The organism is Endobacterium panacihumi (assembly GCF_050847465.1).
GTDB classification, from domain to species: domain Bacteria; phylum Pseudomonadota; class Alphaproteobacteria; order Rhizobiales; family Rhizobiaceae; genus Neorhizobium; species Neorhizobium panacihumi.
Map to the genome: position 1 here is coordinate 154,989 of NZ_JBOZRA010000003.1, position 26,232 is coordinate 181,220.

At 60.0% G+C, this 26,232-nt stretch carries 22 protein-coding genes; 12 read left to right on the plus strand and 10 right to left on the minus strand.

Annotated elements, in window-relative coordinates:
* Both ACRQ1B_RS16135 and ACRQ1B_RS16140 read left to right on the plus strand, forming a co-directional pair.
* Positions 1 to 711: an ABC transporter ATP-binding protein gene (locus ACRQ1B_RS16135; protein ID WP_432294783.1), complete on the plus strand. Its 711-nt coding sequence runs from the start codon at positions 1 to 3 to the stop codon at positions 709 to 711.
* A 37-nt stretch (positions 712 to 748) separates the two neighbouring features.
* Positions 749 to 2,002, plus strand: a complete 1,254-nt coding sequence (locus tag ACRQ1B_RS16140) for an acyl-CoA dehydrogenase family protein (RefSeq protein WP_432294785.1) — start codon at positions 749 to 751, stop codon at positions 2,000 to 2,002.
* A gap of 103 nt (positions 2,003 to 2,105) precedes the next feature.
* Here the strand turns inward: ACRQ1B_RS16140 and ACRQ1B_RS16145 are convergent, their stop codons facing one another.
* The 5 genes from ACRQ1B_RS16145 to ACRQ1B_RS16165 all read right to left on the minus strand — a co-directional run bounded on the left by ACRQ1B_RS16145 (position 2,106) and on the right by ACRQ1B_RS16165 (position 7,680).
* A complete protein-coding gene (locus tag ACRQ1B_RS16145; protein WP_432294786.1) occupies positions 2,106 to 3,419 on the minus strand; it encodes an NtaA/DmoA family FMN-dependent monooxygenase in 1,314 nt (437 codons plus the stop codon).
* Positions 3,420 to 3,486: 67 nt separating this feature from the next.
* Entirely contained in the window at positions 3,487 to 4,350 is an 864-nt protein-coding gene (locus tag ACRQ1B_RS16150; protein ID WP_432294787.1) for an NmrA family NAD(P)-binding protein, read from the minus strand.
* Positions 4,347 to 5,384, minus strand: a complete 1,038-nt coding sequence (locus ACRQ1B_RS16155) for an ABC transporter substrate-binding protein (RefSeq protein ID WP_432294789.1) — start codon at positions 5,382 to 5,384, stop codon at positions 4,347 to 4,349. Before ACRQ1B_RS16155 ends, ACRQ1B_RS16150 begins: the two co-directional genes overlap by 4 nt.
* A gap of 9 nt (positions 5,385 to 5,393) precedes the next feature.
* On the minus strand, positions 5,394 to 6,629 hold the full coding sequence (locus tag ACRQ1B_RS16160) for an acyl-CoA dehydrogenase family protein (protein ID WP_432294791.1): 1,236 nt from the start codon (positions 6,627 to 6,629) through the stop codon (positions 5,394 to 5,396).
* Between the two features lie 10 nt (positions 6,630 to 6,639).
* Positions 6,640 to 7,680, minus strand: coding sequence for an ABC transporter substrate-binding protein (locus tag ACRQ1B_RS16165; RefSeq protein WP_432294793.1), 1,041 nt, complete (start codon positions 7,678 to 7,680; stop codon positions 6,640 to 6,642).
* Between the two features lie 283 nt (positions 7,681 to 7,963).
* On the opposite strand from ACRQ1B_RS16165, the gene ACRQ1B_RS16170 reads away from it, so the two are divergent.
* The 7 genes from ACRQ1B_RS16170 (at position 7,964) to ACRQ1B_RS16200 (ending at position 15,974) form a co-directional block, all read left to right on the plus strand.
* A complete protein-coding gene (locus ACRQ1B_RS16170) occupies positions 7,964 to 8,950 on the plus strand; it encodes an ABC transporter permease (protein WP_432294794.1) in 987 nt (328 codons plus the stop codon).
* The gene (locus ACRQ1B_RS16175; RefSeq protein WP_432294795.1) at positions 8,950 to 9,948 is read left to right on the plus strand and encodes an ABC transporter permease; all 999 of its coding nucleotides are present in this window, start codon (positions 8,950 to 8,952) and stop codon (positions 9,946 to 9,948) included. The genes ACRQ1B_RS16170 and ACRQ1B_RS16175 overlap by 1 nt, the downstream gene beginning before the upstream one ends.
* A 2-nt stretch (positions 9,949 to 9,950) precedes the next feature.
* The gene (locus ACRQ1B_RS16180) at positions 9,951 to 10,949 is read left to right on the plus strand and encodes an ABC transporter ATP-binding protein (RefSeq protein WP_432294796.1); all 999 of its coding nucleotides are present in this window, start codon (positions 9,951 to 9,953) and stop codon (positions 10,947 to 10,949) included.
* Positions 10,927 to 11,871, plus strand: coding sequence for an ABC transporter ATP-binding protein (locus tag ACRQ1B_RS16185; protein ID WP_432294797.1), 945 nt, complete (start codon positions 10,927 to 10,929; stop codon positions 11,869 to 11,871). The genes ACRQ1B_RS16180 and ACRQ1B_RS16185 overlap by 23 nt, the downstream gene beginning before the upstream one ends.
* A 21-nt stretch (positions 11,872 to 11,892) precedes the next feature.
* On the plus strand, positions 11,893 to 12,954 hold the full coding sequence (locus tag ACRQ1B_RS16190) for an aldo/keto reductase (protein WP_432294798.1): 1,062 nt from the start codon (positions 11,893 to 11,895) through the stop codon (positions 12,952 to 12,954).
* A gap of 129 nt (positions 12,955 to 13,083) precedes the next feature.
* Positions 13,084 to 14,700 (plus strand): ABC transporter substrate-binding protein, encoded by a 1,617-nt coding sequence (locus ACRQ1B_RS16195; protein ID WP_432294799.1) that lies wholly within the window; start codon positions 13,084 to 13,086, stop codon positions 14,698 to 14,700.
* Between the two features lie 47 nt (positions 14,701 to 14,747).
* Entirely contained in the window at positions 14,748 to 15,974 is a 1,227-nt protein-coding gene (locus ACRQ1B_RS16200) for an acyl-CoA dehydrogenase family protein (protein WP_432294801.1), read from the plus strand.
* A 60-nt stretch (positions 15,975 to 16,034) separates the two neighbouring features.
* On the opposite strand, the gene ACRQ1B_RS16205 is transcribed toward ACRQ1B_RS16200, so the two are convergent.
* Both ACRQ1B_RS16205 and ACRQ1B_RS16210 read right to left on the minus strand, forming a co-directional pair.
* Positions 16,035 to 17,627, minus strand: a complete 1,593-nt coding sequence (locus ACRQ1B_RS16205) for an ABC transporter substrate-binding protein (RefSeq protein WP_432294802.1) — start codon at positions 17,625 to 17,627, stop codon at positions 16,035 to 16,037.
* Between the two features lie 40 nt (positions 17,628 to 17,667).
* On the minus strand, positions 17,668 to 18,870 hold the full coding sequence (locus ACRQ1B_RS16210) for a M20 aminoacylase family protein (RefSeq protein ID WP_432294803.1): 1,203 nt from the start codon (positions 18,868 to 18,870) through the stop codon (positions 17,668 to 17,670).
* A gap of 475 nt (positions 18,871 to 19,345) precedes the next feature.
* Here ACRQ1B_RS16210 and ACRQ1B_RS16215 point away from each other — a divergent pair, with 475 nt between their 5' ends.
* The 3 genes from ACRQ1B_RS16215 to ACRQ1B_RS16225 all read left to right on the plus strand — a co-directional run bounded on the left by ACRQ1B_RS16215 (position 19,346) and on the right by ACRQ1B_RS16225 (position 23,159).
* Positions 19,346 to 19,531 (plus strand): hypothetical protein, encoded by a 186-nt coding sequence (locus tag ACRQ1B_RS16215; RefSeq protein ID WP_432294804.1) that lies wholly within the window; start codon positions 19,346 to 19,348, stop codon positions 19,529 to 19,531.
* A gap of 1,686 nt (positions 19,532 to 21,217) precedes the next feature.
* A complete protein-coding gene (locus ACRQ1B_RS16220) occupies positions 21,218 to 22,540 on the plus strand; it encodes an LLM class flavin-dependent oxidoreductase (RefSeq protein ID WP_432294806.1) in 1,323 nt (440 codons plus the stop codon).
* Positions 22,541 to 22,712: 172 nt separating this feature from the next.
* Positions 22,713 to 23,159 (plus strand): RrF2 family transcriptional regulator, encoded by a 447-nt coding sequence (locus ACRQ1B_RS16225; protein ID WP_432294807.1) that lies wholly within the window; start codon positions 22,713 to 22,715, stop codon positions 23,157 to 23,159.
* A gap of 12 nt (positions 23,160 to 23,171) precedes the next feature.
* Here ACRQ1B_RS16225 and ACRQ1B_RS16230 read toward each other — a convergent pair whose 3' ends face one another.
* The 3 genes from ACRQ1B_RS16230 to fhuF form a co-directional block, all read right to left on the minus strand.
* Positions 23,172 to 24,389, minus strand: coding sequence for an SfnB family sulfur acquisition oxidoreductase (locus ACRQ1B_RS16230; RefSeq protein WP_432294808.1), 1,218 nt, complete (start codon positions 24,387 to 24,389; stop codon positions 23,172 to 23,174).
* 151 nt (positions 24,390 to 24,540) lie between these two features.
* Positions 24,541 to 25,074, minus strand: a complete 534-nt coding sequence (locus ACRQ1B_RS16235; RefSeq protein ID WP_432294809.1) for a flavin reductase family protein — start codon at positions 25,072 to 25,074, stop codon at positions 24,541 to 24,543.
* A gap of 433 nt (positions 25,075 to 25,507) precedes the next feature.
* A complete protein-coding gene (gene fhuF / locus ACRQ1B_RS16240; RefSeq protein ID WP_432294810.1) occupies positions 25,508 to 26,068 on the minus strand; it encodes a siderophore-iron reductase FhuF in 561 nt (186 codons plus the stop codon).
* Between the last annotated feature and the right edge of the window lie 164 nt (positions 26,069 to 26,232).

Genomic DNA, 26,232 nt, shown 5'->3' on the forward strand with positions numbered 1-26,232 from the left:
ATGACGATCCATCCCACCGATCTTGCCGCACCGGCGGTGCGCGTGCGCGGCCTGAAACGCAGCTTTGCCGGACGCACGGTCATCGAAAAACTCGATCTGGACATCCGGCGCGGCGAGTTCGTCGTCCTTCTCGGTGCCAGCGGTTGCGGCAAGAGCACGCTTTTGCGCATTCTCGCCAGCCTCGATGAGGAGATCGAAGGCGACGTCTTCGTTTCGCCGCAGCGCGGTGTCGCCTTCCAGTCGCCGCGCCTGTTTCCGTGGAAACGCGTCTGGAGCAATGTCGTCGCCGGGCTGAAAACCGGGCGTCAGGGCGCCGAGGCGGCGCTTGCCGAAGTGGGGCTTTCCCATCGTGGCGATGCCTGGCCAAAAGATCTGTCCGGCGGTGAGGCGCAACGGGCCTCGCTGGCGCGTGCGCTGGTGCGCAATCCCGACCTTCTTCTGCTCGATGAACCCTTTGGCGCGCTCGACGCGCTGACGCGTCTCAAGGCGCAGGCGCTGGTGGCTGCCCTCTGGCAGAAACATCGTCAGGCCGTGCTGCTCGTTACCCACGATGTCGAGGAAGCGCTGTTGCTTGCCGATCGCATTCTGGTGATGCGCGATGGCACGATCGCCCATGAGGCGGTCATCGATCTGCCACGGCCCCGCACTGCCGGTGGCGCGGATTTCGATGCCCTGCGCACCCAATTGCTCGGGTGGCTCGGAGTTTCCTGAGCCGCCTGCTTTCAACAACACCATTGGAGGATCTTCCATGACAAGAACCGATCAGGCATGGGGCAGGGCGCCTACGGCCCGCTATGAGGAGATCGCGGCGCGGTTTCGCCCCATCTTCGACCAGATCGCCGCAAGCGCCATCGACCGCGATCAACAGCGGCGTCTGCCTTATGAAGAGGTGCGCCTGCTGCGGGATGCCGGTTTTGGCGCTTTGCGCGTGCCGCAAGAGTACGGCGGCAGCGGTGTGACGCTGCCAGAACTGTTCGGGCTCTTGATCGAACTCTCGGCTGCCGACCCCAACATTACCAACATCTTCCGCAGCCATCAGGGCTTTACCGAGGATCTGCTCAACGCACCCGACAACGACTGGCGCCGCGAATGGCTGGGGCGTGTCGGGCGTGGCGAGATGATCGGCAGTGGTTTTTCCGAACTTGGTGGTTCGGGTCCGGGCGATTATGCGACGCGCATCGTGCGCGACGGCAAGGGTTACCGGCTGGACGGGGAAAAATTCTATACGACCGGCTCGATCTATGCCGACTGGATCAATCTCGCCGCCGTCGACGTGACGGGCGGCCCGATTGCCGCTCTTGTGCCGACCAAGGCGGAAGGTGTCGAGATCCTCGATGACTGGGACGGCTTTGGGCAGGCGCTGAGCGGCAGCGGCACGGCGCGTTTCAAGGCGGTGCGGCTGGAAGAGTTTCACGTCAAGCCGGATTACGGGCGTTTTCCCTATACGCCGTCGTTTTTCCAGCTCGTGCATCTGGCAAGCCTAGCCGGCATCGGCCGGGCGGCGGCAGACGAGCTTGCCCGCCATGTGGCATCTCGTTCGCGCAGTTATCCGCGCGGAAACGGCAAGACCAGCGCCGAAGATCCGCAGGTGCTGGAAGTGGTCGGCCGGGTGCGTGGTCCGGCCTATGCAGCCGGCGCCATCGTCATCAATGTCGCCGAAGCGCTGCAACGTTCCTATGAGGCCAATCTCAAGGGTGTCGATCCGCTTGAAAACAATGTGCATCTTGTGGTCGAGATCGAAACCAGCCAGTCGGTGACGGTCGTGTCGAAACTGATCCTGGAGGCAACGACCGTGCTGTTCGATGCGCTGGGCGCCTCGGCTGCAAAACGTGCGCAGGCACTGGACCGGCACTGGCGCAATGCCCGCACCATAAGCTCGCACAATCCCCGCATCTATCATGACCGGGTGGTCGGTGAATTTGCGGTGTCGGGCAAAAGGCCCGTTGCGGTCGGTTATCGGAAAATCATCAGCCCGCATGGGCCAAGCAGCGAAGTGGCCTGACCCGCCGCCTGATTTCAAACCACAGCTGTTGCGGGGCGGACCGCACAGTTGAAAAAGGTCCCGGATGGGAAACCATTCCGGGGCCTTTCGTTTTCACCCTGTCTCAAGCGGCGGCGGGAAAGGGCAGGCCGTAGCGCTCGCGTACCGTCCCGGCTTCGTAATGCGTGCGGTAGACACCGCGATCCTGCAGGATCGGCACGACCTTTTCGACAAATTCCTCAATGTCATCCGGCGCGCGCGGCGGCTGCAGCGTGTAGCCGTCCACCGTGCCATCCGCCCACAGGTCGATGATGCCGTCGGCCACCTCTTCCGGTGTGCCGAGAAGAAGGCGGTGATTGCCTTCTGCCCGCCGCACCGCCTGCCGCGTGGTCAGTTTTTCGTGCGACAGAAGGTCGGACAGGCCAAGCCCCATGCCGACAGCCTGCAAGCGGTTCGGATCAGGGATAAACCGTTCGGCGTCCAGCACCGCATCCGGGTCAAAACCGTCCGGGTTGATCCCATGCTCTTTGATGAAACGGGCGATAAGGCCGTCTTCTGATCCCGCGCCGCTGAACAGTTCGTGTTTGCGCAAGGCCTCCTCGCGGGTTTCACCGAGAATGGTGACGAGACCGGGCACGATGCGGATGCCGGCCGGATCGCGGCCGAGCGCGATGGCCCGATCCTTGACCTTTTTGCCAAACGCCTGACCGGCGGCGCGCGAAAGAATGTTGCAATAGATGATTTCGCCATGCCGGGCGGCGAGGTTGATGCCGCCTTCCGATGCGCCGGCCTGCGCGATCACCGGATGCCCTTGCGGACCTCGCGGCGTGTTGAGTGGGCCCTTGACGGTGAAGAAGTCGCCGACATGGTCGATCGTGTGGGCGGCCGTCGCATCCCAGAAACGGTCGTCCGGCACCTCGCCTTCGCGGGCCGGGTCCCAGCTTGCCCACAGTTTCTTGGCGACGTCGAGGAATTCGGAGGCCTTTGCATACCGCTCGCTGCGCGGCGGCAGCGGGTCGGAGCCGAAATTGGCCGCCACATTCGGGTTGAACGACGAGACGATGTTCACGATCAGTCGGCCGCCGGAAATGATGTCGGTCGACTGGGTGCGGCGCGCCAGATTGAACGGCGAATTATAGGTCGAGGACATGGTGGCGACAAAACCGATATCGGGCACCTGCGCCGCCAGTGCGGTACAAAGGATGAGCGGATCGATCGTGTGGAAGGGCCGGCTGTTCGGGTCTGTCATCAGCGCCGGATGGTCGGAGAAGAACACCGCGTCGAACAGGCCGCGATGGGCAAGCTCGGTCAACCGCAGGTAATAGTTCGGATCGTTGATGTCGTGGCGATCGCCCCGGCGGTATTTCCAGGCATTCGCCAGATAGCCGGTGGTGTTGATCCCGACATTGAGATTGAGCGTGCGTGCGGCGGCTGTCATTGCAGGACTTTCCTTGTTGAAGATCGATTGCCGGGATTGGTGTCCAGCGAAAACGGGGATGAGCGGCCTATCCTTCCGCGAGGACGGTGTCGGCAACGGTCTCCGAGATGAAGTTTTCGACGCTACGCGGGGAACGGCCGAGAAGATCGGCTATGGTCGAGGTGGTATATGCGGCCCGCCCTTCGGCGATCAGTGCCGCGAATTCGCCGACGGCGCGATGTTCGAAATCGGTCACGGGCGACGCTGACGGAGGCGGCGTGATCGGCACGGGCCGGCCGAGCCTTTCAGACAGCAGGTTGGCGATCCGGCGTGGTGTCACGCTGGCTGGACCGCTGAGATCGAGAACCGGCCCTGCCACGGTTTCGGCCAGTAGTTGATGCGCAGCAAGATCGGCGATGTCGCGCGCATCGATGTAGCCGATGCCGGCATCGGCATTGGCGGCAAGGATCGGCTGATGCGCCAGAACACGCCGGATCGTGTTGGCGAGCGACACCTGCATCCAGGCATTCGGACGAAGCGATACCGACTGGACGGCAAGGCTTTGCAGATGCGCCTCAACGGCCGAGTGGGCGTCGCCCGAGATCGAGCGTCCATCCGTGCCGATCGTCCAGTTCGATCCCGAAATTTTCATGATCCGTTCGACACCGGCGGCGACGGCGCGGTCTGCCACGGCAATCTGCTGGCTGGTCAGGTCGGCGCTGATCGGTGCCAGCAGCAACAGCCGTTCGACGCCCGACAGCGCCTTGTCGAGCGCGTTCGCGTCTTCGAACGTGCCGGACGCCACCTGCACCCGCTGACCGAAGAGCGCTTGCGCCGCTTCAGGTCGCCGCGCGTAAATCCGTACCGGCTGGCCGAGAGCCAATAACCGTTCGACGATCAGCCGGCCCAGCCTGCCGGTGGCGCCGGTCACCAGAATGGGCGCCGCCGTCATGCCGCCGACCTGCCGGCCACCGCCTCAAGGGGGCGGATATCGATCCAGCCCGACACATCGAATTTATCGGCAATGAAGCCCCATTCATGCAAAAAATCCTGGAAATGCGCAAAGGCGGCGACCTGCTCGTCCTCCAGCGCAAGACCGAGATGATGATGCACCTCCGGCCCGTTGGCGGCCCGGACCGCATCCTCACCGACGCCGATCTCATTGGCGATGAAGCGAACCGCATCGGCGGCATGGGTTTCTGCCCAATGCGCAACCCGGCCGACCGTCGCCACCAGTTCGACGACAAGATCGAAATGTTCGTCGAGGAAACGGTCATCTACCGTCAGTGGTCTTGGTGTTCCATTGTTGATGCGGATGTTGGCATCGGGGTGAAAACCGAATTCGGAAACGATCAGGGCACCGATCTGGTTGGCCAGCACGAGGCCTTCCGCACCCTTCACGAAAAACGCGTCTATCTCGCCGGCTGCCAGCGCCAGCAGTTCCCGTCCGTAAGGATAACGCCGTTTCAGTCCGTGCAGGGATGATTGACCGCGTTCTCCAAGCAGGCTGGTTTGCGTCGTATCGAGATATTGCAATTCCACATCGCTGGCGGAAAGATCAGCCAGAGACAGAGCGGAAACGATACCCTTTAATGCTGTCGCGCGCTGAAAGTCGATCACAGCCTCGGGATCGCGAGGCACCCCGATGCGGCTTCCCTTGAGATCGCTTGCGGTTTTGATGCCGGTGCCCGGCAAGGTGATGACGGCCTGGAATTCATCGGTCGTCGTAATGCCGACAACCCGTGTCTCGCGGCCTCCGGCGCGCGCCCAGATGGGCGGAATATTGCCGCCCTGACGAAACGAGAAATCAAGCGCGTGGGTGAAATGGCTTTGGCGCACGGCAGGGTCAGGATTGTCTCGGATCGATGCCACCTCGATGCCAGAGGCGGCCAACCGTTGGTCGATCCAGCCGAGCTGATAGGCAATCGACAAGGGTGTCGGGGCAGGGCAGCGCGTATACCAGATGGATTTTGGCGCGGTGAGCATACTGGCCTCCTAGCTGGCTTTGACGACGGTAAGGCGAGGGGCTTCCTCATTCTTGCGAGGGTGCGGCACACTTGCAGCAGCACCAAGCTGCGCCACCGCCTGGCGGGCTAGCATGGTGCGCAACAGGTTGTTCTGCGGCGCATGCACGCGCCCGGCCAGCGCGTCGCGATGGTGGCGCTCGAGCGGGTTGTCGCGGCTGATGCCGGGATTGCCGCCGAGATCGAGCGCGAGCATCGTTACCGTCACGGCGTTTTCGATGACGATATGTTTGACGACTGCCGCATCGGGTCCGAACGGCCGGTCGGCATCGAAATCCTCGGCAATCGAGCGCAGCAGCCGCTGGTTGGTGGCGAGCAGCACCTCAATCTGGCCAAGACCATCGAGAATGCGCGGCACGGTGGCAAGCGGTGCCCCGAGGCTTGCCGGCACGCGACTGGTGACGAAATCCAGCAGCCAATCGCGCGCAGCCCTTGCCGCACCGTCGTAGACGGCCGAAACCAGCGTGAAATACCAGGCGCCAAGCTTTGGATCCCGCTTCAGGCCTTCGCTCGCCGGGGCAAGATCGATGACGTCTTCCAGCGGCACGGCAACGTCCTTCAGGATGATGTCATCGCTGCCGGTGGCGCGCATGCCGGTGGCGTTCCAGGTCTTTTCGACGGTGATGCCGGCGGCATCGGTTGGCACGAGAAACGAGCCGAGCCGCGGTTCGGCTTCATCAGTGACCGCAAGAACCGACACCCAGCGCAGCAAGGGTATGCCGGTTGCATAATTCTTGTGCCCGCTGAGCCGCCATTCATTGCCAACGTTGCAGGCCACCGTTTCGGGCGGTGCACCATGTGAAGGCGAACCGACGCGAGGCTCGACCTGCGCGGCATTCAGAAGCGCGACACCCTCAAGGTTGGCCTGCGTGACGCGCTTGACGAGATGCTCCGGCCAGCTGCGGGATGCGCGAATGGCGTAATGCTGATTGTAGTGCATGGAAAGAACCAGCGCGGTTGACGGATCGCCACGAGCGATCGCCGAGATGACGCTGAGTGCGTCCGTCAACCCGCCCCCAAGTCCACCATGCTCCGTCGCCGTAACCAGGCCGAGAAGGCCTGCCGCATGCAGCGCGTCGAAATTGGCGAAGGGAAAGTCGCCCGAGCGATCATGAGTGCCGGCCGTTTCGGCAAACGTTCGACCGAGCGCGGCGGCTTGTGCCACCGCGGAGGCCCGTTCCTCGAAATGATGCAAGGAAGATGTCATGGCCCGATCCTCACGCGACGGCGGCGGTGTCGATGAGCGCCCAGGCGCGGCGATCGACCCATTCGCCCACATCGAAATCACTGGCGAGAAAGCCCCATTCGAACAGAAAATCCTTGTAGTGACCGATAGCCTCGATCAATTCAGGTTCCAGTCCGATGCCGAGATGGCGGTGCAGGTCCGGCCCATTCGCCGCCGCGACAACCTCTTCGGAGGCGCCGACTTCGCGGGCCACGAAACGGCGCACCTCGTCAGCGTGTTCTTCCGCCCAGCGTCCCGCCTCGTGCAACGTCTCAATCAGCGTCGCGACCAGATCCGGCCGGTCTTCCGCCAGCCGCTCGTCCACCGTCAGGATGCGTGGGGAGCCGGAATTGATCCTGATTTTCGGATCGGGATGAAAGCCGAATTCGCTGACCGTGTGGGTGGCGAAAAGGTTGGCGACGTTGATGCCGGGCGTGCCCTTCACATAGATCGCATCGACCTCGCCCTTGAGAAGGGCAGCGATCTCCGGGCCGTATGCCTGCCGGTTGCGCAGTCCGTAAAGCTGCGGCCCTTCGCGGCCATCGAGAACGGAATCGGCAAGCGGGATATCGACGATCTCGACATCCTTGTGCGACAGTCCCTCGAGCGAGAGCGCCGAAACCAGTCCCTTGAGGGCGGTGGCCGCCATGAAATCGACAATGCCGGGCGGTCGTCTGGCAATGCCGAAACGGCGGCCGACGAGATCGCGCGTGGTGCGTATGCCGGTTTCCGGCAGGGTGATGATCGCCTGAAACTCGTCCGTCCAGGTGATGCCGACCAGCCGTGTGGGGTTGCCTTCGGAGCGGGCGCGAATTGGCGGCACATTGCCGCCATGGCGGAAGGAATAGGCCAGATGGTGGTCGAAATGGCTTGATCGGACGGCGCGGTCCTTGCTGTCGATAATGGAATTCAGCGTGACGCCTTGCCTGGCGAAAGCACTCTGCAGCAGGCCCAGCTGGGTCGCCAGACCCACTGGCGTCGGCACCGGACAGCGCGTGTACCAGATCTCGGAAATGGCGTTTCTCTCAGGCATCGATTGAATTCTCCCGGGAATGGATATGGCGGAATTGCATTTCGCGGCGGGCCTGTCCTGCGCAATGAAACATGCCGTAGTGTCCGGCATTTTGAGCATTCAGTGCTCATTCACGGCAGAAAAGAAGAAAAATATGAACGTTAATTTCTAAAAACGTTCGTTCATGAGTTTCATTTGCTAATTGATGTTTGACAAAGCCTATAGATTTAGTCAACTATCAATATCACGGAGCGATTGATCGACACCATTCGCCCCGAACGTTCCAATCAGACAGGCGGAGTTCATGCCGGCACTCTTGCGAATAGGGCGCACCCTGCGACGGACCTTGCTGCAGGCCATCCCGACCATTCTCGGAATCGTTATCCTGAACTTCTTTCTCCTCCAGCTTGCGCCCGGCGATGCCGCCGACGTGCTGGCCGGGGAGGCGGGATCGGCAACCGAAGAAAGCATGGCGGCCATTCGCTCGCGCTTCGGGCTGGATAATCCGGTTCTCGTGCAACTGGGCGACTACCTCAACAATCTCGCCCATTTCAGCCTCGGCTTTTCGCCGCGTTACGGCATGCCGGTCGCCGAACTGATCGGCCAGCGCCTGCCTGGCACCTTGACCCTGATGGTCGTGGCGCTCGGCATCGCCATCATCCTTGGCGTCACACTCGGTTCGGTCATGGCAGCCTTTGCCGGCCGTATCCCCGATCGTCTTCTGTCGGTGTCTTCGCTGCTGTTCTATTCGATCCCGAGCTTCTGGATCGGCCTGATGCTGATCGTGCTGTTTTCGGTCAAGCTTGGCTGGCTGCCAAGCGGCGGGTCCGGCACGATCGGCTCGCGTCTGACTGGTTTTCCCGCCTTGCTCGACAAGGCACGCTATATGGTGCTGCCGGCAACCTCGCTGGCGCTGTTCTATGTGGCGATCTATGCGCGGCTGACGCGTGCCGCCATGCTGGAAGTGAAGAACCAGGATTTCGTGCGCACCGCCTATGCCAAGGGTCTGACCACGTTCGGCGTGACGGCGCGACACATCCTGCGCAATGCGCTGATCCCGATCACCACCATGGCCGGCATGCATATCGGCGGCATTCTCGGCGGGGCTGTCGTCGTCGAGACGGTTTATAGCTGGCCGGGGCTTGGCCGGCTTGCCTTCGAAGCGGTGATGGGGCGCGATTTTACCGTCCTGCTCGGCATCCTGCTTCTCTCCTCCCTTCTCGTCATTCTCGCAAATGCCGTCGTGGACCTTCTGCACGCCTGGCTCGACCCCCGGATTGGAGCGCATTGATGTCCACCACCGATATCGAGGTTTTTGGCGGCGTCGCCGCGCAAAAGGCGGCGGCAACCGACAGCAAGGCGGGGCCGCCGCCAGCGGAAAAGGATGCCTGGTCCAACATGAAGGCGCCGGATGCACGCGCCCAGGCCAATGCCACGGTTTCCGTCACCAACGGCCGGCGTGCGCTGAAAGTGTTTCTGTCCAACCCGAATGCTCTGGTCGGCAGCGCCTTTCTGGCCTTGGTCGTCGCAATCGCGTTCCTGGCGCCATTCATCTACCCGGACGATCCGCTCTCCATGGTCGCCAGACCGTTTCTCTGGCCGGGTCAGAACCCGGACTATCCGCTCGGAACCGATTCCCTCGGTCGTGATGTCATGGCAGGCATTCTGCACGGATCGCGCATTTCACTGTTTGTGGGTCTTGCGGCGACCGCGCTGGGGCTGACATTCGGCGTGCTGATCGGCGCACTTGCAGGCTATTTCGGCGGCTGGGTCGATGACGTTCTGGTGCGCATCATCGAGATCTTTCAGACCCTGCCGAATTTCGTGCTTCTGGTTGTGCTGGTAGCCATCGCCCAGCCGTCGGCCACCACCGTCACGCTCGCCATCGCCATCATCTCGTGGCCCACGGTGGCGCGTCTGACGCGTGCCGAGTTCCGGGCCATTCGCGAAAAGGATTTTGTGGTTGCCGCCCGCAGCCTCGGTTTCGGTCATGCCCGCATCATCTGTCGCGAGATCCTGCCCAACGCGCTTCCACCGATCATCGTCACCTCTTCGGTCATGGTGGCGGGCGCGATCCTGATGGAATCGGCGCTGTCCTTCATGGGGCTTGGCGATCCCAATGTCGTCAGCTGGGGTTCGATGATCGGCACCGGCCGTGAACTGGTGCGCACCGCCTGGTATCTGACAGCGCTGCCGGGCCTTGCCATCGTCTTTACCGTTCTTGCCCTCAACCTTATCGGTGATGGCCTCAACGACGCTCTCAATCCCCGCTTTTCTCAGGATCGATAGCCATGGCGCCGCTTCTCACGGTCGAAAACCTCACCATCGCCTTTCCGCGCGCAACGCCTGTGCATAACCTCTCCTTCGAGGTTGAGCAGGGGCAGACGCTGGCGATCGTCGGCGAATCCGGGTCGGGAAAATCGCTGACCGCGCTTGCCCTGATGCAGCTTTTGCCGCGCTCGGCGACCACGCCGACTGGTCAGATATTGTTCAACGGGACCGATCTTGTGCATCTCGATCGCCGGGAAATGCGCCATCGCCGTGGCCGCGATATCGCGATGATCTTTCAGGAGCCGATGACCAGCCTCAACCCGGTCATGACCATCGGCAAGCAGATTGCCGAAGTGCTGAAGGTTCACGAGAAGATTTCCAGCCGGCAGGCGCGTCAGCGGGCCATCGATCTGTTGAAACTCGTGCGTATTCCGGCGGCGGAAAAACGTGTCGATGAATATCCGCATCAATTGTCGGGCGGCATGCGCCAACGCGTGATGATCGCCATCGCGGTCGCTTGCAAGCCAAAGCTGCTGATCGCCGACGAGCCGACCACCGCGCTCGATGTCACCATTCAGGCGCAGGTTCTCGATCTGCTCGACACGCTGCGGCGAGAATTGCAGATGGCCGTGGTGCTGATCACCCATGATCTCGGCGTGGTGTCGCAATGGGCCGACAAGGTCGTCGTCATGTATGCCGGCCGCAAGGTCGAGCAGGCGCTGCCGGATGATCTATTCCACGCGCCTCTGCACCCCTATACGCAAGGCCTTCTGGCCGCATCGCCGCGGCTGAAAAGCGATTTCCATTATCGCGATGGCGCGCTCACCGAAATTCCGGGGTCGATCGTTTCGGCGACCGGGGAGAAGGGCTGTCCCTTCCGTCCGCGATGTCCGCAGGCGCGGGCTGCCTGTGGTTATCAGGTTCCGCCGCTGACTGTTCCCGCTCCCGATCGCCTCGTTGCCTGCCCCTTCACCTTGCCCGTAAAGGCCGTATCCCATGCCGCTCTTGTCAGTCACTGACCTCAAAACCCACTACAAGACTGCGGATGGCCTGCTGCGCGCCGTCGATGGCGTCGATCTTGTCGTGGAACGCGGCGAAACGGTCGGACTGGTCGGTGAAAGCGGATGCGGAAAATCCACCCTCGGCAAGACGCTGCTGCGGCTGGTCGATCCGACGTCCGGCCGCATCGAATTCGGCGCCGAGGATATCACCACCCTTGGCCCCCGCCAGATGCAGCGCGTGCGCCGTTCGGTGCAGATGATCTTTCAGGATCCGTTCGCATCCCTCAATCCGCGCCAGACGATCGGCGAAATTCTTGAGGCGCCGCTTGTCGTCCACAAGGTCGGCGACCGCGAGAAACGCCGAGAGACCATTGCCGAGATTGTCGCCAAGGTCGGTCTGCCGGCGGATGCCGTCAATCGGTATCCGCATGAGTTTTCCGGCGGCCAGCGCCAGCGCATCGGCATTGCCCGCGCGCTGCTGCTCAATCCCGAACTGATCGTCTGCGACGAACCAGTGTCTGCGCTCGACCTCTCCATCCAGGCGCAGATCCTCAATCTTCTGGTGGCGATGAAGAAGGAGTTCGGCCTTTCCTACCTGTTCATCAGCCACGACTTGTCCGTCGTCCGGTATTTTGCCGACCGGGTCATGGTCATGTATCTGGGCCGGATCGTCGAAAGCGCTGACAATGCGACGCTGTGGTCCGACGCCCGCCACCCCTATACGCGTGCGCTGATGGATGCCGTGCCCGATCCATCGCGTCCGCGTCAGGCCGCACCGCTCGGCGGCGATCTGCCGAGCCCCAGCGACATCCCATCCGGTTGCCGTTTTCATACCCGCTGTCCGATCGCGACGGATCTCTGTCGCGCCGAAGCACCCGAATTTCGCAGGATCGCGCAGGGCCATGACGTGGCCTGCCATTTTGCCGACCGCATCAACTGAAAGTCCAAGGAGAGAAAGACCATGGTCGAATACCGTTATCTGGGCCGCAGCGCCCTCAAGGTGTCACCGCTGACACTGGGCGCGATGATGTTCGGAAACCAGACGCCCGACGATGTCGCCTTCCGCATCATCGACAAGGCACACGAACAGGGCATCAATTTCATCGATACCGCCGACGTCTATCACGACGGAAAATCCGAACAGGTGGTCGGTCGCGGCATCAAGAAGAACCGTGACGACTGGGTGGTGGCGACGAAATTCGTCAATTCCCGCGCCCAGCGGCCGAACAACGGCGGCTATTCGCGCAAGTGGATCTACCAGACCGTCGAAAACTCGCTGCGCAATCTCGATACGGATTATATCGATATCCTGTATTTCCATCGCGCCGTGTTCGATGCGCCGCTCGATGAGGCGGTGCGGGCTATTGCCGACCTCATTAAGGAAGGCAAGCTGCGCTACTTTGGCGTCTCGAACTTCCGCGGATGGCGCATTGCCGAGGTCGCCCATCTGGCCGACCAGTTCGGCATCGATCGGCCGGTTGCCAGCCAGCCGCTCTACAATATCGTCAACCGCACGGCAGAAGCCGAACAGCTGCCGGCAGCGGCAGCCTACGGTCTGGGTGTTGTTTCCTACAGCCCGCTGGCACGCGGCGTGCTGACCGGCAAGTACAATGTCGGCGAAGCTCCGTCTGCCGACACCCGCGCCGGCCGTGGTGACAAGCGCATGCACGACGTCGAATTCCGCGAGGAGTCGATTGCGATCGCCAAGCAGATTGCCGCCCATGCGGAGGCCAAGGGCATTGCGCCTGCTGATTTCGCGCTCGCCTGGGTGCTGAACAACCGCCTGATCACCTCCGCCATCGGCGGCCCACGCACGGAAGAACAGTGGGACGGTTATCTGCGTGCGCTCAACGTGAAAATCGATGCGGAAGACGAGGCGCTTGTCGACCGGCTGGTGGCGACCGGCCATCCTTCAACGCCGGGCTTTACCGATCCGGGTCATCCGGTCGAAGGCAGGGCGCCACGTTCAGTGGCGGCGTCGGCGGAAATCATTCCGCTTTCCCGCACGCAGCGCGTCGCCTGAGCCACGGCTTCATTGAACAGACTGTGTTGGTCCGGCCACGTGCCGGGCCGGCATCTTGGAGGCAAGCCGGCTTTGGGAAAGCGGCAGATCAAACACGCGGCTCGCTGACGGGCCTGCAGGGGGATATCGATGACCACTTATGCCACCCGGGCGCTTTCGCCCACACGACGCGCGTTCCTTCTGTCTTCTGCCGCACTGGTGGCGGCCACATCGCTGCCGTCCACGCCGTTTGCCGCGGAGGAAACCCCGCGCGGCGGTAGCGTCGCCATCAATATCGGCACGGAGCCACCGGTTCTGGTGCTCATCGCGCATAGCGCGGGAGCTGCTTATTACATCAGCAGCAAATCGACCGAGAGCCTTCTCACCTATGACGCTGATTTTAATCCGAAACCGCTGCTCGCCACGGAATGGAAGGTCAGCGAAGACGGGTTGCGTTACTGGTTCAAGCTGCGCCAGGGCGTGCGCTGGCATGACGGCAAGGATTTCACCGCCGAAGATGTCGCTTTCTCGATCATCGCGCTGAAGGAAAACCATCCACGCGGCCGCGCCACCTTCGCATCGGTGCAGCAGGCCAATGTTCTGGGACCGCACGAGCTCGAACTGATCCTGTCGAAGCCGGCCCCCTATCTGCTTTCAGCCTTCGCGAGCTTCGAATCCCCGATCGTGCCAAAACATCTGTATGAAGGCACCAAAATCGCCGAAAACCCGCACAATGTCGCGCCGGTCGGTACCGGCCCCTACAAATTCGTCGAATGGGTGCGCGGCAGCCATGCGCTGTTCGAGCGCAATGAAGACTATTGGGGCGCACCAAAACCGCATCTCGACCAGATCATCTTCCGCTTCATCATCGATCCTGCGGCCGCCGTTGCCGCCATTGAGGCGGGCGAGGTTCAGGTCTCGACCGCCAACCTGCCACTCACCGATCTGGAACGGTTGAAGGCAAACCCCAATCTCGTCGTCGATACGGCACCGGCGCCCTATTCGCCGAGCATTGCCCGCGCCGAGTTCAATCTCGAAAACAAGTATCTCGCCGACATCCGCGTCCGCCATGCGATCGCGCATGCCATCGACAAGGATTTCATCGTCGATACGATCTATCTCGGATATGCGACACGGCTGGATGGTCCGGTCAGCCCGGATCTGGCAAAATTCTATTATCCCGACGTACCAAAATATGCTTTCGATCCGGCCAAGGCGAACGCGCTTCTGGATGAGGCCGGTTATGCCCGCGGTGCCGACGGCTTTCGTTTCAAGCTGTTCATCGATCCAACCCAGCCGTCCGGCCCGCCCAAGCAGACCGCAGAATATTTTGCGCAGGCGCTCTCCAAGGTCGGCATCAAGGTGGAATTGCGCACGCAGGATTTCGCCACCTTCGTCAAACGCATCTTTACCGACCGCGATTTCGATATCGCCATCGAAGGCATGAGCAATCTCTACGATCCGACTGTCGGCATCCAACGGCTTTACTGGTCGAAGAACTTCAAGCCGGGCGTGCCTTTCACAAACGGCTCGAAATACTCAAACCCGGACGTCGACCGCCTGCTGGAGACGGCGGCCGTCGAGATCGATCCGAAAAAGCGTCTCGAACTGTTCAACGAATTCCAGACACTGGTGGTGAAGGATCTGCCGACGCTCGACATCGTCACGCCCGCATCGGTGACCGTCTATGACAAGCGGGTGAAAAACCTGAAGGTCGGGGTCGAGCACCTGTGGTCCAACGGCGCCGACATCTATCTCGAACCGTAGGATCAGCATGATGAAAAACCAACTGATATTGCGGGGAGGGCAGAGATTTGAGCCTGATAAGATTAAAAACTGAAGCAGAGCGGCCGGATCGCGCCGAACTGATCGCCCTTATTCCCGCTTTTGTGGCGGAGGTAAAAAAAGGCGCGGTGGAGCGCGAGCTTAATCGCGAACTGCCCTTCGAAGCCTTTCGGTTGTTTCGTGATCTCGGGCTTGGTGCGTTGCGCGTGCCGGTCTCACTCGGCGGGCCCGGCGGGACGGTTTCCGACTATATCGAACTGATCGCAGCGATCGGATCGGCAGATTCCAATGTCGCTCATGCTCTGCGATCGCATTTCAACTATGTGGAAAACACCATCCTCAGTGGTCCAGACGCGCGGGATTCCGGCGCAATCGACCATATTCTGGCGGGCAGGCTGTTTGGCGGCGCCCATACGGAACAGAATACCGCTCGGCCGGGCGAGGTGACCACGACGATTGTTCGTGATGGTGAAAGTTACCGTCTCAATGGACGCAAATGGTATGCGACAGGCACCGCCTTTTCCGACTTCGCCTCTTTCAGCGCTTTGGATGAGGAAGGGCAGATCGTCAGGGCGCTGCTGCCTTTGGATAGGGCCGGCATCCGCATTCTCGATGACTGGGACGGGATGGGGCAGCGGCTGACGGCAAGCGGCGGCGTGCTTCTGGAAAATGTCGAGGTGTTTTCGCACGAATTTGCCCGCCGTGGGCTGGATGGCCAGGTCGGGCGGCATTGTTCCACCTTGCGGCAGTTGCATCTGGCAGCGAGTGCCGCCGGAGCCGTGCGAAACGTGCTTGCCGATGGTCTCGATTATGTACGCAATCAGGCGCGCTCTGCTGCACATAGTGCGGCGGAAACCGCCAGTCAGGATCCTTTCGTGCAGCAGGTCGTCGGAGAGATCGCGGCGAATTCCTTTGCCATCGATGCCGTCGTCGCGGCCGCAGCAGCAGCATTGGATCGCACCGTTGCGGCATTCGGTGCCGGCAATTCCTCCGCAATCGAAGAGGCGTTGCTGGAAAGTTCGATGGCAACGGCCCGGACCCAGCTTCTGCTCGGCCAGCTTGGCCCGCGGACGGCGGAACGGCTTTTCGAGCTCGGCGGCGGCTCGGCGACAGCGCGCGCCAAAAACCTCGATCGTCACTGGCGCAATATCCGCACCGTGCTCAGCCATAATCCGCTGAACCACAAGGCCCGCGTCGTTGGCGATTATCTCTTGAACGGCACGACGACCCACCTGCTCGAAGGCCGGGTTTTCTAACCGGCTGTCGCCGTAACCGTTTGAGGAGGGCCGGTTTTCTCCGGCCCTTTTTGCATGATGTCACTGATCGAGCCACGCCTGTGCAAAGTCGCTGGATCCGACGTCGATGGTGGTCACAACATTTTTGGCGACTGCCGACCGGGTTATGACGGTGGGTAGTGCGATCACGGCAAAATTCGGCAGGTCGGCGCCGACGATCACCTGGATTTTCTTGAACAGTTCACCACGTTTTTCGTCATCCTGCTCGACCGCGGCGGCCCGGAAAAGATCATCCACCTGTGGGTTGTTGTAATGCGCAGCGTTAACGTAGGGCGCAATATTCTTGATGCCGTCCGACCAGTACAAACGCTGCACGCCAGTCGTCGGATCGAATAGCCGGCTGATGCCGTTGAGGTTCAGGTCGAAGCCGCGCTCGGTGTAGACGCGTTTGATATAGGTGGCGAGATCGCCATCCAGAACCTCAACCTTCACGCCGACCTTGGCGAAGGCAGAGCGGAAATATTCCGCCGTTTTCCGGAAAGCGTCTCCGGGCATGAACGCAAGCTTTAGGCTGAAACGGAACCCGTCGCCCTTCTTTTCATATCCCGACTTGTCCAGCAGTTCGGCCGCCTTGTTCTGGTCGAACGGGTATTGGAATGGCGCTTCATCGTTGTAAATTGTAAACACCGCCGGAATGGTAGAGCCCGCCGCCTTGGCGGTGCCGAAATAGATGGCATCGATGATGAATTGCCGGTCGATGGCATGTGCCAGGGCATGGCGTACCTCGGCCTTAGCGAGAATGGGGTTTTCCAGATTGAATTCGAACACCTGCGCGTTGTTGAGATAGGCGTCGGTATAGGTATCGACCGCGATCTGTGGGTTCTGCTTCAGCCGTTCCAGATCGACCAGCGAAACATCGGTCGAGAGTTGCGCCTCGCCGGTTTCAATCGCGATCGTGGCGGCCGCTGCATCGCCGACGAAACGCGCGACGACGCTATCGAGATGCGGCAGGCCTTTTTGCCAGTAATCCGGATTACGGGAGAGCGACACATGGCTGCCACGTGCCCATTCTTCGAACTTGAACGGTCCGGTACCGATCGGATTGTTGCCGTTGCGGCTCGCTGCAAAATCCTCGGTCGGATAGGTGTGGGCGGCAAGGATCGGCGTTTCTCCACCCGTCAGAGCCCGCAGCAGGAATGGCGTCGGTTTCGACAGGACCACGATCGCTGTCAGCGGATCCGGCGTTTCGATTTCGGTAACGTTCTGGAAGGTGATGCGCCCGCGTGGACCTGCCTTTTTGAACGCGAGCAGTGAAAAACGGACATCGGCGGAGGTGAAATCTCTGCCGTCATGCCATTTTACGTCGCGGCGCAGGTTGAACGTATAACGCAGTCCGTCCTCGGAAATCTGCCAGGATTCCGCCAGTACCGGACGCGGCTTGAACGTGTCGTCAAAGCTGACGAGACCCTCGAGGATTTTTGTGGAAATAGCGCGTGTTCGTGTGTTGGAATCCAGCAATGGCACCAGGGTTGTCGGCTCGCCGACAGCGATCGTGGTCAGCACGCCTCCGGCTTTTGGCGTGGCCGCCGATTGTGCAAATGCTTGTCCGAGAGGAAGAAAGCTGGCACCAAAGGCGGCCGAAAGTCGTAAGGCCTGCCGTCGTGAGATGTTCATGTCGTCACCTTTTGCGTAAGTTGATGGAAAATATGCGTCGTCACGCCGCCTTCAGGCGGCTCTCCACGAGGCGGGCGAATAAGGTCGCGCCCACCGGCAGGATGTCGTCGTCGACGATGAAGCCGGGATTATGGGCGGGGACCGTGCCGGAGTGGCCAAGCGTGAAGAAGGCGCCGGGGGCGTGTTGCAGGAAGTCGGCAAAATCCTCGCTGCCCATCGCGCGTCTGGGCGCTGTCGAAACCTGATCGTGTCCAAGAACTTCGCGGCCGATGTCGGCAACGATCTCGACGTGATCCGCATGGTTGGTCAGCACCGAAAAGATGTCGCGTATATCGATTTCAGCAGTCAGGTTGTGGGCGGCCGCAATGTTCTGCGCGATCGTCGTCAGGCGTTTGCGGATGAGCCTGCGGACATCGTCGGAGAAGGCGCGGATCGTACCGCCCACGCTCGCCGTCTCCGGAATGACATTGTAGGCCGAGCCGCCGCCGATCTTGGTGACAGACAGCACGGCCGGCTCCGTCGGAGGCACATTGCGGCTGACGATGGTCTGGGCCGCCTGGACGAGTTCCGTGATCGCGGGAATCGGATCATGCGCGACATCGGGATGGGCGCCATGCGCGCCCTTGCCACGAAACGTCACGTCGAAGAAATCCGCGCCCGCGAGAACCGAGCCTGCCGTGACGTGCAGATGGTTCGGCGGCGAGTGGGTGGAATTGTGAAGCCCGTAAATTTCGTCCACCGGAAAACGGTCGAACAATCCGTCGGCGATCATGGCGCGCGCGCCGCCCAAACCCTCTTCCGCCGGCTGGAAGATGAAGATGACACTGCCTGCGAAATCGCGGGTTTCGGCTAGATAACGGGCAGTGCCGAGAAGAATCGTGGTGTGCACGTCGTGGCCACAGCCATGAAATCGGTCGGGATAGATAGAGGCATAGGCAAGGCCGGTCTCCTCCGGCATGGGCAGGGCGTCCATATCTGCGCGCAATCCGATCGAGCGGTTGCCGGGATGGCGTCCCTGCAAGCGACCGACAACACCGGTCTTGCCGATGTTGCGATGAACTTCGATGCCCCAGGATTCAAGTTTTTCCGCCACGATTCCGGAGGTCCTCACCTCCTCGAAGCCGATTTCGGGATGGGCGTGCAGGTCGTGGCGGATGGCGACGAGATCCGAATGGTAAGTGCGGATGAGATCGGGAATGGCCGGACCGTTTACGGTCTGCTCGATAGTCGTTTTCGTCGTCATGCATCAGGCTCGCGGGGCAGGAGCGAGTGCGGAAGCCGGTTCACGCCGTTACGAAGTGAAACCGGCAAAAGCCATCGCTCGGTTGAGGAGGGGTGTTGCGGGATCACGGAACAGATCTGGTCAGGTCACCCGCAGTGACCCATCATAGTCAGCGGCCCAGATAATAATCTACAAATATTATGTACTATTTTTCTTCTGAAGCGAAAACTTATTGCGGCGAACGGGCTGAACGGAAAACGGTTGCCGGTCCGCCTGGCGGCAGCAGGAAGCCGCACATGCCGGGCTGCCACCAGAAGATTTTTGCGCTGATTTGAAGTGGAATGATCTTCAAAGAAATGATTTTTTGTGAATTGGCAAAAGAAGGTAGTATTTTTATACGGTGGAGCTTAAAGTTAGAATATGGAATTTATATACTAAATTGACGGCGAGCGTTCTGGATATCACATTGTCAACGTGTTCAACCGGAGTGCGAACCATGACCAATAACGGCCTTTCCATTTTTGGGTTTGACCTTTTCGGCTTGTCGCGGCCGACGTCCAATCGACAGCAAGAAAGCTCGAAGGTGGTTGAACCGCCACAGTCCCGCGCCGATGAGGCGCGTCGCGAGGACGACGATATCGAGCCGGAAATCTTTCTTTGGGGCATGTATCCCGTATATTAAGGATCCGTCATGAGCAGGGAAACGATTGTGAGACCCTGCCGGCTCGCAAACTTGCCTCGAGCAGGCGGAAAATTCGATATTATTGCTTTATGGGCCGGGAGATGCGCGCTTACTGCAGCATTTTCGTTCGTTGCAGGGCTAACTTTTCTCCTCTAGGCGGCCGCCAAAGAAAGCGCGATCGCAGAGCTTTTCTGGTGTTTCGACCATCTCTGTCGTCCCACAATTTCAGGCGGTTCATGCAAAGGCAGTCGCCGTAGTGGCTGCCCGACGGGCTGTCGGCGGCGAATGCCCTGTCCGGGCCGTTGCGGTCGCCGGCAGGTTGCCGATGTCCCCTTCTCTTTGATCACATGAGCCTTTTGACAATGAGTTGCGCTTGAATTCTAGCGGTTGTTGCTGCCCGTGCGTCCATTGTTATTATTATATCCTCCCTGTTTCTGAACGGCAGCCACTGGCGTGGCTTCAGTAAAAAAAATAAGGGCTGCCGCGGACGGCGCCCTTAAAAGTGTGAAGGTCGCAAACCTTCAGAGGGAACAGCCTCTGTCGTGTCGGGGAGGAGAAGCGACCAACGACATCAGCTGGATATGTTTTAGCTTTTGTCCATGCCTTGTTGGAGGAATGGTCTTGTTATTTTCGTCCGCCCTGAAGATCGTCTTTCTGTATTGCTCCCGGGCCGGAGACCGGTATTCCAGTCTGTGACGATCGCTTCCGGAATGAGAGTTTCAGGAGGCCATCCCCGACAAGCCTGTTCCAGAACTCGGCCGGAATCACCTCTTGAAACGCCTTGAGAGTTGCCTCCACATCGCTCGGTGTCTTTGTCGACCAAAGCACGGAAAGAGCCGAGGGTTGTAACCGTCCAAATTGCAGGACTGCCGCATTTTCCGATATGCCGAACTCTGCACAGCGGACTTAAAGTCTCTGCGGGAAGGCTTCGTTTTCCGGCGCGAAATGGCGTCCACTGACAAACGGCGAAGCCGTAATGATGCCAGTGCTGCGTTTGGCGCAAAGGGTGACACGTCCTTGGCCTGGGCGTGATCCATCAGCGAAAAACCACCGGCAAGAAGCAGAAGATCGATATCGTAACGTTCGAGGAGTGCCATTGCGATCGCCAGCGTACTGGCGCCAACGCCGATCATTCGCACATGACCGCTGTCCCGCAGATCGATCAGTGCCGGCATGCCGGTTTAGGGGCCGAGGCTGGGCCTGTGGTGAGGCAAAACCCACCATCTCCCGGACCGGCCTGTCCCTCAGTCTAAAAGCTGGCATAGATTTTGGCTGTAGCCTGCGGCGTCTCGCTCAGTCCGATAATGCCACAAAGAGCGAAGCATGATTGTCCATGGCTTTGCTACTCTATTTTGCCAGCGAGTCGGGATGTGCCTTTTTCTGGAGTCACTGTCTGAAGCAAAGGCATTCCGCAACGTAAGACCCTTGTATCTCTTTTCGTGAGGGATCAGCGCTGTTTCACTTTGGGGGCTGATCGGCAGCACGGTATTGGAGGTCATGCGATAATTTCCACGAAATCGGCCTGCGGTAAAAGATATTTGCTTTGTGAGGAAGGGGCGGCGCCGTGGTCTTGTTCTCACACAAGCGCATGCCGACATTGCGGTGAGACCGGTGCTGACCAGGTGCGTTTCGTTCCTTCTGCGACCGGCCATAGTTGTCCCTGCTTTTCGTAGATATCGAGCCGCCATGTCCAGGAAACTGCATCTCACCGCCTTCATGCGCCCGGTCAGCCTTCACACCGGAGCATGGCGTTATCCCGGGTCCTATGCCGACGCCAATTTCAACTTCAGCCATCTCAAATTCTTTGCGAAAAAGCTCGAAGAGGCCAAGTTCGACGCATTTTTCATGGCAGACCATCTGGCTGTCCTGAACATGCCGATAGAAGCGCTGAAGCGTAGCCAGACGGTGACGTCCTTTGAACCTTTCACGCTGCTTTCGGCGCTCGCCGCCGTCACGGAACGCATCGGGCTGGCGGCGACGGCCTCAACGACGTTCGACGAGCCCTATCATGTGGCCCGTCGCTTCGCTTCTCTCGACCATATCAGCAACGGACGCGCCGCGTGGAATATCGTCACGACATCCAATCCGGATGCAGCCCGCAATTTTGGCCGGGATGAGCATGTCGATCACGCCGATCGATATCGTCGTGCACGGGAATTCTATGACGTGGTGACCGGGCTGTGGGACAGTTTTGCCGATGATGCTTTTGTCCGTGACCAGGAAAGCGGGATTTTCGTCGATCCAGAAAAAATGCACGTCCTTGATCACAGGGGCGCTGAGCTGCAGGTGCGCGGTCCTCTTAACATCGCCCGCCCGGTTCAAGGATGGCCAGTGGTCGTTCAGGCCGGCCAATCCGAGCCTGGCCGCCAGCTTGCCGCCGAAACTGCCGAAGCGGTGTTTTGCTCACCGCGGGATATCGAGGCCGCCAAGGCGCTTTATGCTGATATCAAGGGTCGCATGACCGTCGTCGGCCGCGCGCCCGAGCATCTGAAGATACTGCCTGCCGCGTTCATTGTGATTGGCGATAGCGTGGAAGAGGCATCTGCAAAGCGTGCCAAGCTCGATAGTTTCGTTCATTACGACAGCGCCATCGCCTCTCTTTCCATTGCGCTTGGGCACGACGCCTCCGGTTTCGACCCTGACAGGCCGCTGCCGCCAATTCCGGAGAGCAATGCCAGCAAATCAGGACGTGAAACCGTGCTGCGTCTGGCTGAGGAGGAAAAGTTGACCGTGCGACAGTTGGCGCAGCGGTATGGCGGATATGCAGGACTGGCCTTTGTCGGAACGCCAGCAACGATTGCCGACGACATGCAGGCGTGGCTGGAACAATCGGCGGCGGATGGCTTTACTGTCGTCTTCCCGTTTCTCCCTGAGGGCCTTGAGGACGTAACCCAAAAGCTTGTGCCTGAACTTCAGCGCCGAGGTCTGTTTCGGAGAGAGTACCGAGGAACGACCCTGCGTGACCACTTGGAGTTACCGCGGCCGGAGAACCGCTTTTTCGTTCGATAGGGTGCAAGCGCCGTGTACCTTCCTCGTCAAAGCTGTCTGCGTTCGACCACGGATGGTGCTGACGATATGACAGGTCCGCATGCCGGGCGGAGTCATTGTTGAACCACGACATTCCATCGTGTATCGAAGGTCAACATCGTGCCAGCCTTGAAGAACGGACATAGCCCAGTCGATGCTCACAAAAAAAGGAAAATATGGCCTCAAGGCGCTGGTTCATCTCGCGCAGCTTGAGCCCGGCAAGACAGCCTTCGTGAGCGAGATCGCCGAAAAGAACAATATTTCCAAGAAGTTTTTGGACGCCATCCTTCTCGAATTACGCAAGGGCGGCATCCTGCGCTCCAAAAAAGGGCCGGGCGGCGGTTATGCCCTTTCCAAACCGGCCTGCGAGATTTCGATCGGGCAGGCCGTGCGCATTCTCGACGGGCCGTTGGCGCCGATCCGCTGTGCCAGCAAGACGGCGTTCGAACCCTGCGATGACTGCGATCATCCGGAGGACTGTCAGGTCAGGCATTCGATGACGGAAGTCAGGGATGCCATTTCCGCGGTTCTCGATACGATGACACTGGAGCAGATGGTCGCCAAACGGTCGTCCGATCTCGCCGACAAGATCATCCGGTAGTTAGGGCAGGAGTCAGAACTGGCCGTTGGGCTCCGGCAGTTTGCCGTTGAGATGAAAATTGCCGATGGCGTGATGTTTCCAGCGCACCGGATCGTGCACCGTGTGGGTGCGGGCATTGCGCCAGTGGCGGTCGAAATTGAAGCTCTCGTCTGTCGATGACGTTCCCGCCAGCTCGAACAGGGCATTCGTCGCCTCCAGGGCCGCTTCCGTCGTCAATACTTTTGCGGAAGCGACGGCAATGGAAGCCTCTGCAGCCACATCCGCGGACGGGCTGACCTGGGCGATATCGATCTTGCGCCCGGCGCGTTCGAGGACAGCCGCGGCAGCCTCGATCTTGACGGCAATCGATCCCGTGCGCGCGACAGTCAGGGGATCGTCACTTGCGACATCGATGCCCAGATTGCTGTTGCCGCGTGCCTTGGTACGTACGAAATCGATCATGTCTGCAAAGGCGGCACGCGCTATGCCGAGATCGACCGAGGCGTGAAGCAGTTGGGCCAGAGCGCCGAGTGGAGCCGGCTGCGCAAACGCCTTGTGATTGTCGATCACGGCATCGGCGGACACATAAAGATTGTCGATGACGACCGTTCCGCTTGCGGTCGTGCGCTGGCCGAAGCCCGACCAGTCATCGATGACGGACAGGCCCTCGCTTTCGCGCGGGACGATGGCCATGACCAGCTTGTCGTGGATATCCAGCGCGAAGACGGCGATCCAGTCGGCAAACAGGGCGCCGGTCGAATAATATTTGCGGCCGGAGATGCGGTAACCGGGGCCGTCAGGCGCAAGGCGTGTTTCCATATCGCCCGATGCCTTCACATCCCGTTCCGCCAGCGCATTGGCAAAATGGTCGCCGGCGAGCGCCCGGGTGAAGAAATAGCGTTTCTGTTCTTCGCTACCGGCAAGACGCAGGACATCGAGAATATAATAATGATTTTGCGGAATCTGGCCAATGGAACTGTCCGCTTCCGACAGGATCGCGAGCATCTCCGCCAGATAGGGATTGGAGATATCCGCTCCACCATATTCGGCCGGAACCGTTACGCCCAGAAGACCCGATTGCGCGACAAGCTGCATCTCCTGATATGGCAGAATGCGCTGCCGATCGCGCATGCTCGATCCATCCCGCAGCAGAACGGCCAGAGACTTGGCAATCTCGATCGTCTGGTCTTCGTGAGCGATATAGGGCGCAACCGCCCTGAGCTTTGCTGCCAAGCCAACGACATTGCCCATCGGAGCCTCCTGAAAAAGCATTTCAGCGTAAACGGATTGCCCCTCCGCGGCGTGACATCAAGCCGCTCCACTGGGGGTATAAGGAGAATAAAGCTTCAATATCCGTGCCGGCCTTGGCGTATTCTACCCCCGATCCATCAAGGCGCCGTTGTCAGGATGAAACCGATCCGTATCGGCCATGGCTGTAGATCAATGGTGAACCGCCCTGCGATGCCACGGCGACCACGCGACCGATGATGATGGCATGGCTGTGCCGCTCGATGATTTCTTCCACTTCGCAATCGATGGATGCGAGTGAACCAAGCAGCGCTGCGGCACCGGTCACCAGCGTGGTCCATTCGGCGCCGCCATAACGCTGGCGGCCCTTCAGCCCGTCCTTACCGGAAAAACGCTCGGCGACGACCTGATCCTCGATATCGAGAATGTTGACACAGAAATGGCCGTGTTTGGCAATAATCGGCCAGGTGGATGACGATCGGTTGATATTGACGATCATCGTCGGTGGATCGACAGACAACGCGGTTGCCGAGGTGACGGTGGCGCCGGTTCTGTCTTCCGCGTTCCCAGCAGTCACGACCGATACCGTGCCCGCGACATGGCGCATCACGGCCTTCAGGTCTTCAGACGATGGTGTCGGGCGGTGAAATATTGGTTCGATTGTCAACGACGGCGCTAATGTACTCATCAAATCTCCATCCGCTTTCAGCGTCTTGGTGCCTGCGGTTGCTTGTTTCGGCCTTGACGGTAAAAGCTATTTGATTAGTAGACAAAGAAGTGCATCGCAAAAATGGTTTCGAAAATAGAATGGTTTTTCGCTGAATTCCGTTTTTTGTGAAGCTAACGATGCGACCATTTTGCATACCTCTATACCCTGAGTGCACGGCAAGAGCCATCTTCAACGGCTCTGACCTTGCCGTGGGAATTCCTTCGACCGGGAAATGTTCGCTGCATACGGAAGCCCGAAAAGGACTTTCTCTGATTCCGGCGGCAATCCAGAATTCAACAGTCGCCGTTAGGGATCTAGCTGACGTTTCGGGTGTATAGATTGATAAAAACCGGATGATCTGTATTCAATGCAAGGGTCAACGGTTCAAACCCGTTCAAGAGCTTAAAACCATTTAAGTGCCGCAAGCGACTACAGTGGCCGGCTTCGGGCAGGATTTGCAGTATCCGAGCTCCGGCGTGAAATATCGCAGGCAACAGATTCGTCTTTGCCGACTGCTTTCCTCGGCCTTGTGGATGTAGCGGATCGGCTCGAACAACGGATTGACGCGACCGGAGGCGTCGCGCCTTTCTGCCATGATAGCCATGGCCTCCCGTATCGTCGGATGGTCAGTGCCGACCAAGAGCGATGCGCGGCCGACAACATTCTCGAAGACGTTTCCGGCATTGCTCCAGAGCACTTTGGCGGGCAGCGAGGTGGCCGCGGCCAGCATCTCTATCACTGGTCGTAAGTGGTGGATCACCAGGAAATCAAAGCGCCCAAGCTCGCCTTCCGGCAAGTTGCGACGTCCACCGGGCGATGGCAATTCGAAACCCGACACCGCGCCCGCCGTCGATATTCGAATGCCCATTTTCTGCGGCGAGAGCGGCAGATGCCAGTTATGCAGCAGGCAAGGCAGAAGGACCGCAGGCAGGAGGCTTGAAAAATAGGTTTTCGACCACTGCGTCGCCACCACTCTCGGGTCCGGGTCGGGCCAACGCCGCGCAAATATGTCAAGGGTCTCGTTCAACTGCATTGAGGAGCAAAAGTCGCCGAGAGGCATGGTCGGGGTGGTGTTGACGCTCAGCGTTTCACCGAGCGCCGCAAACGGACCCTGGAACATGTGGGAAAGTTCTGGGA

Bases quoted from the DNA above. Each gene is read 5' to 3' on its own strand.
- ACRQ1B_RS16185 (WP_432294797.1), top strand. From the start codon at position 10,927: ATGCCGCTCTTGTCAGTCACTGACCTCAAAACCCACTACAAGACTGCG.
- ACRQ1B_RS16165 (WP_432294793.1), bottom strand. From the start codon at position 7,680: ATGCCTGAGAGAAACGCCATTTCCGAGATCTGGTACACGCGCTGTCCG.
- ACRQ1B_RS16230 (WP_432294808.1), bottom strand. From the start codon at position 24,389: ATGGGCAATGTCGTTGGCTTGGCAGCAAAGCTCAGGGCGGTTGCGCCC.
- ACRQ1B_RS16205 (WP_432294802.1), bottom strand. From the start codon at position 17,627: ATGAACATCTCACGACGGCAGGCCTTACGACTTTCGGCCGCCTTTGGT.
- ACRQ1B_RS16150 (WP_432294787.1), bottom strand. From the start codon at position 4,350: ATGACGGCGGCGCCCATTCTGGTGACCGGCGCCACCGGCAGGCTGGGC.
- ACRQ1B_RS16160 (WP_432294791.1), bottom strand. From the start codon at position 6,629: ATGACATCTTCCTTGCATCATTTCGAGGAACGGGCCTCCGCGGTGGCA.
- ACRQ1B_RS16225 (WP_432294807.1), top strand. From the start codon at position 22,713: ATGCTCACAAAAAAAGGAAAATATGGCCTCAAGGCGCTGGTTCATCTC.
- ACRQ1B_RS16180 (WP_432294796.1), top strand. From the start codon at position 9,951: ATGGCGCCGCTTCTCACGGTCGAAAACCTCACCATCGCCTTTCCGCGC.
- ACRQ1B_RS16135 (WP_432294783.1), top strand. From the start codon at position 1: ATGACGATCCATCCCACCGATCTTGCCGCACCGGCGGTGCGCGTGCGC.
- ACRQ1B_RS16195 (WP_432294799.1), top strand. From the start codon at position 13,084: ATGACCACTTATGCCACCCGGGCGCTTTCGCCCACACGACGCGCGTTC.
- ACRQ1B_RS16140 (WP_432294785.1), top strand. From the start codon at position 749: ATGACAAGAACCGATCAGGCATGGGGCAGGGCGCCTACGGCCCGCTAT.
- ACRQ1B_RS16190 (WP_432294798.1), top strand. From the start codon at position 11,893: ATGGTCGAATACCGTTATCTGGGCCGCAGCGCCCTCAAGGTGTCACCG.
- ACRQ1B_RS16220 (WP_432294806.1), top strand. From the start codon at position 21,218: ATGTCCAGGAAACTGCATCTCACCGCCTTCATGCGCCCGGTCAGCCTT.
- ACRQ1B_RS16145 (WP_432294786.1), bottom strand. From the start codon at position 3,419: ATGACAGCCGCCGCACGCACGCTCAATCTCAATGTCGGGATCAACACC.
- ACRQ1B_RS16235 (WP_432294809.1), bottom strand. From the start codon at position 25,074: ATGAGTACATTAGCGCCGTCGTTGACAATCGAACCAATATTTCACCGC.
- ACRQ1B_RS16155 (WP_432294789.1), bottom strand. From the start codon at position 5,384: ATGCTCACCGCGCCAAAATCCATCTGGTATACGCGCTGCCCTGCCCCG.
- ACRQ1B_RS16210 (WP_432294803.1), bottom strand. From the start codon at position 18,870: ATGACGACGAAAACGACTATCGAGCAGACCGTAAACGGTCCGGCCATT.
- ACRQ1B_RS16170 (WP_432294794.1), top strand. From the start codon at position 7,964: ATGCCGGCACTCTTGCGAATAGGGCGCACCCTGCGACGGACCTTGCTG.
- ACRQ1B_RS16175 (WP_432294795.1), top strand. From the start codon at position 8,950: ATGTCCACCACCGATATCGAGGTTTTTGGCGGCGTCGCCGCGCAAAAG.
- ACRQ1B_RS16215 (WP_432294804.1), top strand. From the start codon at position 19,346: ATGACCAATAACGGCCTTTCCATTTTTGGGTTTGACCTTTTCGGCTTG.